Below are 12,039 nucleotides of genomic sequence, written 5' to 3' on the forward strand. Positions count from 1 at the left end.
CCGGCGAGCCGCCGCATCACGCCGCTCGCCGACCTGCCCGGCCGCCGGCCCGCCCGGCACCACGTCCCACGGCTCGACCGTGCCGCCGTCCACCACGTCCACCCGGCCGATGCCCGAGGCCGCCAGCAGCGCCGAGATCTGGGCGCCGACCCGGCCCGCGCCCTTCACCTTGGCCCGGACCGTCCGGCGCGCGCCCATCCGCCCGAGCGGCCCTCCGGCCTCCCGGTGCCGCACCGACAGCGAGGCCAGATCCGGCCGCAGCCGCGCGAAGGCCGCGCCGTCCGCCCGCACCGCGTCGGCCGTCGGACCGCCCGCGGCCGGTGCCTCCAGCAGCCCGGCCGCGCCGAGCCGGTCCACCACACCTCGCGCGCGCTCGGGTGTCACGTCCAGTAACGCGCCCTCCTCGACCAGCTGCCGCATCGTGCGCGTGCCGTCGATCAGCTCGATGAAGCTGCCCGTCGCGATGTCGACCGGGCCGAGCACCACCGAGTGGGCCGGCGCCACGCCGAACCGCACCGTCTCCCGGTCCCGCCAGCCGCGCCGCAGCGCGGGCTTGAGCATCGGATACATCTCGTCCGCCCCCGTCGTTCGTCGTCCGGCTCCCAGCATGCGCCAGGCGCGAGACCGGCGCGGAAGTTATCCACAGGCAGCGGGTATTAGTCATACAAGCCGTGCGCGCCGGGGGCGTTCAGGTGGCGAACCGTCCGTGGGGCGGGACTTCCCGCAGTGCCAGCGGGTAACGTCGGGCGCGTGCCCGCCGACCCTTCCCCCCGCGGTTCCGGGGAGACGCCCCTCCGCCGCGCCGCAGACACATCGCGCCGGGCTGAACCGAGCCCGAAGGCCCGCAGGTCAGGGACGAGCGCTGTCGAGGTGCGCCGCAGCTCCCGGCGGCGCCGGACGGTCTCCGCGTACCGCGAGGGCGACCGCACGGTGGTGCTGATCCCGGCCCGGATGTCGGAGGCCGAGGAGCAGCGCTGGGTCGGCGTGATGCTGGACAAGCTCGCCGCCCAGGAGAGCAAGCGGATACTGGGCGACGGAGAGCTGGCCGAACGGGCCGAGCGGCTGTCCGGCCAGTTCCTGGACGGGCGGGCCCGCCCCGCATCGGTGCGCTGGGTCACCAACCAGAACACCCGCTGGGGATCGTGCACCCCGGCCGAGGGCAGCATCCGCCTCTCGCACCGCCTCCAGGGCATGCCGGAGTACGTCATCGACTACGTCCTGCTGCACGAGCTCGCGCATCTGCTCGTCCCCGGCCACGGCCCGGAATTCTGGTGCCTGTTGGAGTCCTATCCGCGCACGGAGCGGGCTCGCGGCTACCTCGAAGGCGTGGTGGCCGCCGACCGGCTGCCCCATCTGCCCGCGGCCCGGCGCCGGTGACCGCGGCCCCGCCCCGCCGAGCCCCGGCATCACTGACTGTCAGCGCCAGCGGTTAGCCTGGCACGGGTACGGACTCAACGCGGGAGCGGGGGAGGGGCGTTACGCATGGCGAGAGAATTCCAGCGCGGCCACAAGGCCAGGATCGGTGATCTGACGGCCGGGCGGGATCTGTATGTGGGGGTGCGGATCGCCGGACCGGGCCTGACCTTCGACATCAGCTGCTTCGGCCTGGACGCCGACGAGCAGCTGTCCGACGACCGCTACTTCGTCTTCTACAACCAGCCCAAGTCGCCCGAGGAGTCGATCCGGCTGCTCGGCGCGCAGGCCGGCGACACCGAGTCCTTCCGGGTCGCCCTGGACACCGTCCCGCCGCACATCCGGAAGCTGACCTTCACCGCCACGCTCGACGGCGCGGGCCAGATATCGCAGATCGGCCCCGGCTACCTCCGGATCGTGGCCGGCGGTGAAGAGGTGGCCCGCTATCCCTTCACCGGCAGCGAGTTCAGCACCGAACGCGCCGTGATGCTCGGTGACATCTACCTGAAGGACGTCTGGCGGTTCGCCGCGGTCGGCCAGGGGTTCGACGGCGGCCTGGAGGCGCTGCTGAAGAACTTCGGCGGCGAGGTCGTGGAGGAGGAGGCGGCCGAGGCGGCGCCGGCGCCTCCGGTGACCGCGCAGGGTGTGCCCGGCTTCGCGCCGCCACCGTCCCCGGAGCCCGCCCCGTCGGTCTCGCCGCCCGCGTCCGCAGCGCCCGCGCCGGTGCCGGCGGCCCCTGACCCGCGCGAGCCCGCACCGTACCCCCCGCCGCAGGCCGTTCCGCAGTCCCCGCAGCCGTCCGCCGCGCAGATCCACAGCGCGCCGACGGTCGTCGCGCAGCTGGTCCCGCCCGGCGCTCCCGTGCCGCCCCGGGGCATGCAAGGGCCGCCCCCGCCGCCTCCTCCGCCCCCGGCGGCCGGTGTGCAGGGGCCGCCTCCGCCGCCCCCGCCTCCGCCCGGCCAGGCGTCCGCTGGATTCCCGGGCAGCCGGCAGCCTCCACCGCTGCCTCCCTACGGCCAGCAGGCCCCGCCGCCGCCCCCGTACGGTCAGCAGCCCCCTCCGCCGCCTCTGTACGGTCAGCAGCCTCCGCCGCCCGGCGGTTACGGCGCCCCCCAGGGGCAGGCCGCGCCGCCGCCTCCGCCGCCGCCCGGTATGTACGGGCAGCCGGGCCAGCAGCCCCCGGGGGTCCCGCACGCGCCCTATCCGGGGCAGGGCGTGCCCGCCCCCGGGGACGGCGGTATCGGACCGTGGCCGCAGCCCGGAGAAGAATCGCACGGCCCCGACACCGCAGGGCCGCTCCGTGGGGAACAGCAGGGCGACCCGCGCCGGGGCCGCTGACCGGTGCGGAGGCGGCCGGCCGTCACCCGCCGGCCCCGCGCACACGCGCGTCCGGCGCCCGCCCCGGTGAGGGCGGACGCCGGACGTGAGGGGATGTCAGAAGGCCCGGGGCGCTGTCAGGATGCCGCGGGCAGCAGTGCCCGGGTGCTCTCCACCAGGCGCACCACCGACGCGTCCGCGACACCGGGCACCTCGTCGTAGCGGAACCAGCGCAGGTCCAGCGACTCGTCACTGATCGCCGCCACCGCGTCCGCGGGCGCCAGCGCGGCGTACTGGACGTCCAAGTGCTCGGCGCACGGCGTCCGGTGGCGGTCCAGCCGCACCGGTGTGCCGCCCAGCAGGGTCAGCCCCGAGGCGATCCCGGACTCCTCGCGCGCCTCCCGGAGCGCCGCGGCGGCCAGCGAGGTGTCCTCCGGTTCGCAGTGGCCGCCCATCTGGAGCCACATCTCCAGCTTGCGGTGCAGGGTGAGCAGCACCCGGCCGCCCGCCGGGTCGATCACCAGCGCGCTGGCCGTGATGTGCCCGTCCTTGCAGGGCTTCCACATGCCGTCCTGGTGGGCGGCGAGATGGTCCAGATAGGCCAGCCGCAGGTGCTCCTGGTCGGCCGAAGGCGCGGGCCACTCCTTGAGCACCCGCGCCGCGTCCTCACGCAGACTCACTCGGCGCCGTCACCCCTGCCGTCCTCGGGGGCCGGCGAGCCGTCGTCACCCTTGCCGTCCTCGGCGGGCTTGGACGGATCGGGCCTGGTCGGATCAGGCTTGGTCAGACGGGGGTTGCCGTTGCTCGCGGCCTCGCCCAGCATCTTGTCGATCTCGGAGAAGTCCAGCTGCTCGTGGTGCACAAACCCGTCCGGGTCGTCCAGATCCGCCGCCGTCGGCAGCATGTCCGGGTGCTCCCACAGGCCGTCCCGGCCCTCCAGGCCGCGCGCGTCCGTCAGGGAGGCCCACAGCCGTGAGGCGTCCCGCAGGCGCCGCGGGCGCAGCTGAAGGCCGATCAGGGTGGAGAACGTCTGCTCGGCCGGGCCGCCGCTCGCCCGGCGCCGCCGCAGCGTCTCGCGGAGCTTGTCCGCCGACGGCAGATGCGGTTTGGCGGCGGCGTGCACCACCGCGTCCACCCAGCCCTCGACGAGCGCCAGCGCGGTCTCCAGACGGGCCAGCGCGGCCTTCTGCTCCGGGGTGTCCTCGGGCTGGAACATGCCCTGCTGGAGGGCGTTCTGCAACTCCTCGGGGTGCTGCGGATCGATCTGGCCGACCACGTCCTCCAGCTTGGTCGTGTCGACCTTGATGCCGCGTGCATAGCCCTCGACGGCACCGAAGAGATGCGAGCGCAGCCACGGCACATGGGCGAAGAGCCGCTGGTGGGCCGCCTCGCGCAGAGCCAGATACAGCCGCACCTCCTCCTCCGGGACGCCCAGGCCGGCGCCGAACGCCGCCACGTTCCCGGGCAGCAGCGCGGCCTTGCCGGCCGGCCCCAGGGGCAGCCCGATGTCCGTCGAACCGACGACCTCGGAGGCCAGTACGCCCAGCGCCTGGCCGATCTGGGTGCCGAACATCGCGCCACCCATGGAGCGCATCATCCCGAGCAGCGGGCCCGCCATGGCCTGCATCTCCCCGGGCAGCACATCGCCCATCGCCGACCCGACGCGCTCGGCGAGCGGATTGACCAGGTCCTTCCACACCGGCAGGGTCTCCTCGACCCACTCGGCGCGGCTCCAGGCCACCACCGAGCCGGAGCCCGACGGCAGCGACGTCACCCCGTCCAGCCACAGGTCCGCCAGCCGCACGGCCTCTTCGACGGCGGTCCGCTCACCCGGCGAGAGGCTGGCGTCCTTGCTGCCGTCCTCGGCGCCCTGCGCGACGGTCTGCCGGGCGATGTCCTTGGCCATGTCCCAGTTCACCGGGCCGCCCTCGTAGGAGAGCATCTGGCCGAGCCGCTGGAACGCGGCTCCCAGATCGCCAGGGTTCATCTGGCCGCCGGGTCCGCCCATGCCGCCGAAGAGCGCCGCGAACGGATTGTCCGCGCCGCCGCTCCCGCCGCCGAACCCGAAGGGGTCCGCGGGGCCCTGGCTACCTCCCTGGCCGCCCTTCTTCTTGCCGTTGTCGCCGTCCTCCGGCTCCTCCGGCGGAAGGCCGAATCCAAATGGGGTGTCACTCACGGGTTTCCTCGGCTCGTAGGGCCGCCGACCCCACCGGTCGACGGCGACTGCCCGACATCACCTCCAGCGTAGACACCCGGACCGCATCGGGGCTCGGTGCTTCGCTGTCCCGGTGGCTGCGGCAGGATGGACGCCACCTGGTGCGGACGCGTCCGACGCGCCCGTACTGAAGACAACCGCTGGAGACGCCCGGTGAGTTCCCCAGATCCGACCGTTCGCGCAGCGCGAAACGCTGCGGCCCAGACCGAAAAGGCGGACCATGCCCCAGGTGAGGCCGCCGGCCGGCCGCTGCGCCGCCCCGTCGTCGCCGTCACCGGCGCCGCCTCCGGGGTCGGCGCGCTGCTCACCCGTGCCCTGGTCGCCTCCGACGAGGTCAAGCAGGTGGTGGCCATCGACGAGCGGCACGGTGACGTCGCCGAGGCGCACTGGCACGTCCTGGACGTACGCGACCCCGCCATCGCCGACAAGCTGCGCGGAACGGACGTCGTGGTCCACCTCGCGCTCGACCTCGACCTGGAGACCGACGACGCGGCGCGCACCGCCTACAACGTGCGCGGCACCCAGACCGTGCTGACCGCCGCCGCGGCGGCGGGCGTCCACCGGGTCGTGCTGTGCACCTCCGCCATGGTCTACGGGGCGCTGCCCGACAACGATGTTCCGCTCTCCGAGGACGCCGAACTGCGTGCCACCGCAGATGCCACCGGTGTCGGCGACCTCCTGGAGATCGAGCACCTGGCACACCGCGCGCCCCGCGCCCACCCCGGCCTGAACGTCACCGTGCTGCGCCCCGCCGTCCTCGTGGGCGGCACCGACACCGCGCTGACCCGCTACTTCGAGTCGCCGCGCCTCCTGGTCGTCGCCGGATCCCGCCCCGCCTGGCAGTTCTGCCACGTGGAAGACCTGGTCAGCGCCCTGGAGTACGCGGCCCTGGAAAAGGTCGAGGGCGAATTGGCGGTGGGCTGCGACGGCTGGCTGGAGCAGGAGGAGGTCGAGGAGCTCTCCGGCATCCGCCGCATGGAGCTGCCCTCCTCGGTGGCGCTGGGCGCCGCCGCCCGGCTGCACCGCATCGGCCTCACCCCGTCGCCCGCCGGGGACCTCGCGTACACGATGCACCCCTGGGTGGTCAGCGGCAGCCGGCTGCACGACGCGGGCTGGCGTCCCAAGTGGACGAACGAGGAGGTGCTCGCCGAGCTCCTCGAAGAGGTCGCGGGCCGGCACACCGTCGCCGGCCGCCGGCTCGGCCGCAAGGACGCCACCGCCGCGGGTGCCGCCGGCGCCACCGTCGCCCTGCTGGGCACCGCGGCCCTGGTCCGCCGCGCCCGCAAGGCCCGCCGCCGCATCTGACGCCGCCACCGGGGCCGCCGGGCTGTACGAGCCTCCATACGGGAGGCCGTACGCCCGGTGGAAACGGCCATTCCCCGGCGTGCCTCCGGTACGGCACGATGGTGGTATGTCTGGTACGCACTCCCGCCCCGTCCCCGGCCGCGACCACCCCGGTGAGCAGGCCGCCGAGGACCCGATCCGGCTCCTTGAGATCCGCGACACCCCGCTGTCCGTGGACGAGGTCTTCGCGGCCGTCGGGGACGCGGCGGCGGGTGGTACGGCCCTGTTCGTCGGCACCGTCCGCTCGCACGACGGCGGCGCCGACGTCGACGGGCTCGGCTACTCCGCGCACCCCAGCGCGGAGGCGGAGATGCGCCGCATCGCCGAGAAGGTCGTCGCCGACCACCCCGTCCGCGCGCTGGCCGCCGTCCACCGCGTCGGCGATCTGGCCATCGGCGACCTGGCCGTGGTCGTCGCGGTCTCCTGCCCGCACCGGGGCGAGGCGTTCGCCGCCTGCCGCAAGCTGATCGACGACCTCAAGCACGAGGTCCCCATCTGGAAGCACCAGACGTTCTCCGACGGCACCGAGGAGTGGGTCGGCGCGTAGCGCCGTCTTCTGGGGGTGGAGGTCGGGTGACGGGTGGGAGGGTCGGCGCGTAGCGCGGTCTTCCGGGGACACGAGATCCTCCCTGGCCGCGGGCGTGGTCGTAGCTGTGCGTGCCGCTCCGGTTGCGTAACCGGCTTCCTGGCATGAGCGTTGACCTGTCAGCTGGTTAATCGGCTTATTGGTCGATCGTGGTCCCGCTAGGTTTTGGGAGGTCGCCATGGGAGCGCTCCTCTGGCTGCTGATTCCGGTTCTGGCCGGTCTGGCCGCCGCCTTGTGGAGCAGCTGGGCCATGCGCAACCGCAAGTCCGGGGACGTCGCGGAGCTGGCCGGCTATGCCCGGTTCCGTGCCGCGATGGAGAGGCAGGAGCCCGCTCCCACCGTCCCCGACCCGGCCTCGGACCCGGTCTGACGCTGCCGTCCGTCCCCGTACGGATGGCCCCGCGGGCCGGTTGTCATACCCGTCCCGTACTGTCGTTCCATGCCACGCCGCACCGCGACGCTGCTCGCCTCGACCCTGATGCTGATCGCGCTGCTCTGCGGCGGGGTGCTGATTCCTGTGCCGTACGCGGCCATGTCACCCGGGCCGACGGTCAACACTCTTGGCGATCACGACGGCAAGCCGGTGCTCCAGATCACCGGCCGGACGACGTATCCGACGAGCGGCCATCTGAACATGACCACCGTCCAGGTCACCGGCCCCGACTACCGGATGAACCTCTTCGAGGCGGTCTACGGCTGGCTGGACCCCAACCGGGCCGTGGTGCCGCACAAGACGCTCTACCCGGAAGGGCAGACGGCCCAGCAGGCCGACCAGCAGAACGCCGAGGAGTTCACCCAGTCCCAGGAGAGCGCCAAGGTCGCCGCGCTCAAGCAGCTGAACATCCCGGTCGCCACCCAGACCGTCGTCGGAGCCGTCGTCAAGGACAAGCCGGCCGACGGGCTGCTGCACGCCGGCGATGTGATCAAGGCGGTGGACGGCAAGGCGGTCACGCAGACCGGCGACGTCGCCAAGTTCGTCACCCGGCACAAGCCGGGTGAAAAGGTGGTCTTCACGGTCATTCCGGCCAAGGATGCCGCCGCGGCGAAGCAGCAGGGCAAGCGGCCCGAGGGGCCGGGCAAGGACGTCACGCTCACGACCGCGGCGGACAGCGGCCGTGCCGTGGTGGGCATCCAGGCCCAGGCGGACCACATCTTCCCGTTCCACATCGATGTGAAGCTCGCCGACGTCGGCGGCCCGAGCGCCGGGCTGATGTTCGCGCTCGGCATCGTGGACAAGCTCTCGCCGGGCGGCAACCTGACCGGCGGCAAGTTCGTGGCCGGTACGGGCACGATCGACGACCAGGGCAACGTCGGCCCGATCGGCGGCATTTCGATGAAGACGATCGGTGCGCGGGAGAAGGGCGCGGAGTTCTTCCTGACGCCCAAGGAGAACTGCGCTTCCGCCGCCAAGGACACCCCGAGCGGCCTCCGGCTCGTCAAGGTCGGCACCATAGGTGACGCGGTGAAGGCGCTGGAGAAGATCCGTGCGAACGACACGGCGGGCCTGCCGAGCTGTAGCCCGGCAGGCCGCGCGTAGGTCAGGCCGGCGCGCTCACGCCTCGAAGGTCGCGGCCAGCGCGTCCGCGAGTCCGGGGACGAGCGCCGAGCCGGTGAGCACCTCGGAGGTGGAGTCCTTCTCGCGCAGCCGCAGCGCGGATTCCCGGGAGCCGTCCCGCAGCACGGCCACCGTCATCCGGACCTCCTGGCGGTCCGGGTGCTTGGCGACCCACTTGGCGAGCTGTGCCTCGTTCATGTCGGCCGGCTGGGACTTCTCGGCGGACGGCGGCAGCATCAGCCGCTCCACGGTCAGCGCGCAGCCGGCGACGGCGTCGGGCCAGGCGATGGTGGCGAGGAACTCGTCCAGCGGCGCATCGGCCGGGATCTCGTCCTGCTCCACGGGGGTCAGGGACGCGCTGGTGGCGTCGTCGATGCCCAGCTGGGCGGCGAGCGAGGGCTCCTGTTCCCGCAGCTTGGCGGTGTCTACGAGGGCGAACAGTCGGGCGGGCTGGTCCCAGCCGAGCCCGGCGGCGTACTCGTCGATTTCGAGCACCGCGCGGGTCAGTGGGTCGGCGGCAAGGGGGGTGCCGTCAACGGGGAGGTTGGTCATGCCCCACATCGTGCCTTGTGGACCCCGGAAATCGGGAACCGAGTAAAGCCGTCGTAAGTTGCATCACTGGGTCCTACTATCGCCGGGCCTGTTCACCACCACAGCGAACTTCGAGGTGCGCACCTTGGCTTTCCAGATGCCGGACCGCGGCGGAGGCCCGACAGGGCCACGGATCAGAGTCGGCCGACCGTCGCGGCGGTTCCGGACCCTGCTCATGACGTTGGGCGTACTGGCCGTATTGGCCATGCTCTTCGTGATGTTCTCGGGCTTCTGGACGGACTGGCTCTGGTATCGCTCGGTCAAGTTCTCCTCGGTCTTCACCACCACCCTGTCGACCAAGATCATCCTGTTCTTCGCCTTCGGCGTCGTGATGGCGGTGGCCGTCGGCGTCAACATCTGGCTGGCGCACCGGCTGCGGCCACCGCTCAGCGCGATGTCCGTAGAGCAGCAGAGCCTGGACCGCTACCGGATGGGCATCGCCCCGTTCAAGAAGTGGGCACTGCTCGCGGTGACGTCCGTGATCGGCCTGATCGCCGGGGCCTCCGCCTCCGGTGAGTGGCGTACGTGGCTCCAGTGGGTCAACGGCGTCCCGTTCGGCACGACGGACCCGCAGTTCGGCAAGGACGTCTCGTTCTACGCCTTCGATCTCCCCTGGTACCGCTTCCTGTTGAGCTTCGGCTTCGCCTGCGCGGTGCTGTGCCTGGTGGCCGCCGCGCTGACGCACTACCTGTACGGCGGGCTGCGGCTGACCAGTCCCGGCTCCCGGGCGACCGCCGCCGCAACCGGTCATCTCTCGGTGCTGCTGGGCATCTTCGTCTCCCTGAAGGCGGTCGCGTACTGGCTCGACCGGTACGGTCTCGCGGTGAAGTCCAGCGGCCTGAAGTCGGCCGACAACTGGACCGGGCTGCGCTACGTCGACGCCAACGCCTATCTCCCGGCGAAGACCATCCTGTTCTTCATCGCGGCGATCTGCGCGCTCCTCTTCTTCGCCACCCTCTGGCGGCGCACATGGCAGCTGCCGGTGATCGGCTTCGGCCTGATGGTGCTCTCCGCGGTCCTGATCGGCGGCCTGTATCCGGCCATCGTCCAGAAGTTCCAGGTCCAGCCGAACGAGCAGGCCAAGGAAGCGCCGTACATCAAGCAGAACATCAAGGCGACCCGGGACGCGTACGGCATCCAGGACTCCGAGGTCACGTCCTACAAGGGCAACTACAAGCCCACCGGCAAGGACGACAGCCAGCGGCTGCGGGACGACGCCGACACCACGGCCAGCATGCGGCTGCTCGACCCGAACGTGGTCTCGCCGGCCTTCCAGCAACAGCAGCAGGTGCGGTCCTACTACCAGTTCCCGTCCACCCTGGACGTCGACCGGTACAAGGACAAGGACGGCAAGGAGCAGGACACCGTCATCGGCCTGCGCGAGCTGAACCTCGCCGGTATCCCCGAGCGCAACTGGATCAACGACCACTTCAAGTACACCCACGGCTACGGCGCGGTCACGGCCAGGGGGACGGAGACCGCCGACGGCGGCGGCCCCGACTACACCGAGGCGAACCTGCCGTCCAGGGGACAGCTCCCCCCGTACGAACAGCGCGTCTACTACGGCGAGAAGACCACCCAGTACTCCATCGTGGGCGGTCCGCAGAAGGAGCTGGACTACTCCGACGACAGCGGTGAGAAGAGCTACCGCTACCAGGGCAAGAGCGGGGTCAGCCTGTCCAACCCGGTCAACCGCGCCGCGTACGCGGTGGCGTTCGGGGAGCCGCAGATCCTGTACTCCGGTGCGATCGGCGACGGTTCGCGGGTCCTGTACAACCGCACGCCCAAGGAGCGCGTCGAATCCGTCGCGCCCTGGCTGACCATCGACGGCGACGCCTACCCGGCGGTGATCGACGGCCGGATCCAGTGGATCGTGGACGCCTACACCACCAGCAACGGCTACCCCTACGCCTCGCGCACCACCCTCGGGGACAGCACCGCCGACTCGCTCACCGACGGTCAGCGGGCGGTCGTGGCCCAGCAGAACCAGGTCAACTACATCCGCAACTCGGTCAAGGCGACGGTCGACGCGTACGACGGCACCGTCAAGCTCTACCAGTGGGACGACAAGGACCCGGTCCTCAAGACCTGGATGAAGTCGTTCCCCGGCACGGTCGAGAAGAAGAGCGCCATCAGCCCGGATCTGCTGGCCCACCTGCGCTACCCGCAGGACCTCTTCAAGGTGCAGCGCCAGCTGCTGACCACGTACCACGTCACCGACCCGGGCACCTTCTACACCGGTTCGGAGCGCTGGCAGATCCCCGGCGACCCGACCACCAAGTCGGGCAACGCGGTTCCGCCGTACTACCTGAGCATGAAGATGCCCGACCAGAAGCAGCAGGCGTTCTCGCTGACGACGACCTTCACGCCCAACAAGAAGGACAACCTCGGTGCCTTCATGGCGGTCGACGCCAATGCGACGAGCAGCGACTACGGCAGGATCAGACTGCTGAAGCTGCCCGCGCAGACACCGGTGCCCGGCCCGCAGCTGGCACAGTCGAAGTTCAATTCCGATCCCACGATCGCCAACGAGCTCAACATTCTGAAGAAGTTCGGCGACTCGGAGATCGAATACGGCAATCTGCTGACCGTTCCCCTGGACGGCGGGTTGCTCTACGTCGAACCGGTCTATCTGCGCGGCGCCAACACCAACTACCCGCTGCTGAAGAAGGTGTTGGTCAGCTACGGCGACAGCAAGCCCGTCCTGGAGAACTCCCTCAAGGACGCGCTGGACGTCGTCTTCGGCAAGAAGGCGCCGAGCGCCGGCACGGAGAATCCGCCCGGCGGCGGTGAGACCGGCCAGCAGCCGCCGCCGTCCGACCAGACCGTGCAGCAGGCGCTGGGCGACGCCGAAAAGGCGTACGACGAGGGCGAGAAGGCGCGCGTCGCGGGCGACTGGGCCGCTTACGGCGAGGCCCAGAAGAAGCTCAAGGCCGCGCTCGACCGGGCCGCCAAGGCGTCCGAGAAGGGCGGCAAGTCGGGCGGCTGAGCCGCTGCGGCAGTGCGCGGGCCCGTTGG

Annotated in this window: 10 protein-coding genes and 1 pseudogene; 7 read left to right on the forward strand and 4 right to left on the reverse strand. The window is 71.6% G+C overall.

Annotated features, from left to right (window positions below):
• Positions 1-561 (reverse strand): ThiF family adenylyltransferase (locus tag IEZ17_RS41900; RefSeq protein WP_229851738.1); only part of this gene is annotated, 561 nt, incomplete at its 3' end.
• A gap of 189 nt (positions 562-750) precedes the next feature.
• Here IEZ17_RS41900 and IEZ17_RS01070 point away from each other — a divergent pair.
• Positions 751-1,377 (forward strand): M48 metallopeptidase family protein, encoded by a 627-nt coding sequence (locus IEZ17_RS01070; RefSeq protein WP_189295342.1) that lies wholly within the window; start codon positions 751-753, stop codon positions 1,375-1,377.
• Between the two features lie 105 nt (positions 1,378-1,482).
• Positions 1,483-2,637: pseudogene (locus IEZ17_RS01075) on the forward strand (TerD family protein); the annotation flags it as partial.
• Between the two features lie 230 nt (positions 2,638-2,867).
• On the opposite strand, the gene IEZ17_RS01080 reads toward IEZ17_RS01075, so the two are convergent.
• Together IEZ17_RS01080 and IEZ17_RS01085 are read right to left on the reverse strand one after the other, a co-directional pair.
• Positions 2,868-3,410 carry an NUDIX domain-containing protein gene (locus tag IEZ17_RS01080; RefSeq protein ID WP_189295347.1) on the reverse strand — a complete coding sequence of 181 codons (543 nt, stop codon included), beginning with the start codon at positions 3,408-3,410 and terminating at the stop codon, positions 2,868-2,870.
• Positions 3,407-4,906: a zinc-dependent metalloprotease gene (locus IEZ17_RS01085; protein ID WP_189295350.1), complete on the reverse strand. Its 1,500-nt coding sequence runs from the start codon at positions 4,904-4,906 to the stop codon at positions 3,407-3,409. The genes IEZ17_RS01080 and IEZ17_RS01085 overlap by 4 nt, the downstream gene beginning before the upstream one ends.
• Positions 4,907-5,098: 192 nt before the next feature.
• Here IEZ17_RS01085 and IEZ17_RS01090 point away from each other — a divergent pair, with 192 nt between their 5' ends.
• From IEZ17_RS01090 to IEZ17_RS01105, 4 genes are all read left to right on the forward strand, one after another.
• Positions 5,099-6,250, forward strand: a complete 1,152-nt coding sequence (locus tag IEZ17_RS01090; RefSeq protein WP_189295352.1) for an SDR family oxidoreductase — start codon at positions 5,099-5,101, stop codon at positions 6,248-6,250.
• Positions 6,251-6,356: 106 nt separating this feature from the next.
• Positions 6,357-6,836, forward strand: coding sequence for a molybdenum cofactor biosynthesis protein MoaE (locus tag IEZ17_RS01095; protein ID WP_189295354.1), 480 nt, complete (start codon positions 6,357-6,359; stop codon positions 6,834-6,836).
• Between the two features lie 217 nt (positions 6,837-7,053).
• A complete protein-coding gene (locus IEZ17_RS01100) occupies positions 7,054-7,245 on the forward strand; it encodes a hypothetical protein (protein ID WP_189295356.1) in 192 nt (63 codons plus the stop codon).
• A 69-nt stretch (positions 7,246-7,314) separates the two neighbouring features.
• Positions 7,315-8,412, forward strand: coding sequence for a YlbL family protein (locus IEZ17_RS01105; protein WP_189295358.1), 1,098 nt, complete (start codon positions 7,315-7,317; stop codon positions 8,410-8,412).
• A 15-nt stretch (positions 8,413-8,427) separates the two neighbouring features.
• Here IEZ17_RS01105 and IEZ17_RS01110 read toward each other — a convergent pair whose 3' ends face one another.
• On the reverse strand, positions 8,428-8,982 hold the full coding sequence (locus IEZ17_RS01110; RefSeq protein ID WP_189295360.1) for a PPA1309 family protein: 555 nt from the start codon (positions 8,980-8,982) through the stop codon (positions 8,428-8,430).
• A 136-nt stretch (positions 8,983-9,118) separates the two neighbouring features.
• On the opposite strand from IEZ17_RS01110, the gene IEZ17_RS01115 reads away from it, so the two are divergent.
• A complete protein-coding gene (locus IEZ17_RS01115; protein WP_229851740.1) occupies positions 9,119-12,010 on the forward strand; it encodes a UPF0182 family membrane protein in 2,892 nt (963 codons plus the stop codon).
• Positions 12,011-12,039 lie beyond the last annotated feature (29 nt).

The organism is Streptomyces albospinus (assembly GCF_014648695.1).
In the GTDB taxonomy this organism is placed as follows: domain Bacteria; phylum Actinomycetota; class Actinomycetes; order Streptomycetales; family Streptomycetaceae; genus Streptomyces; species Streptomyces albospinus.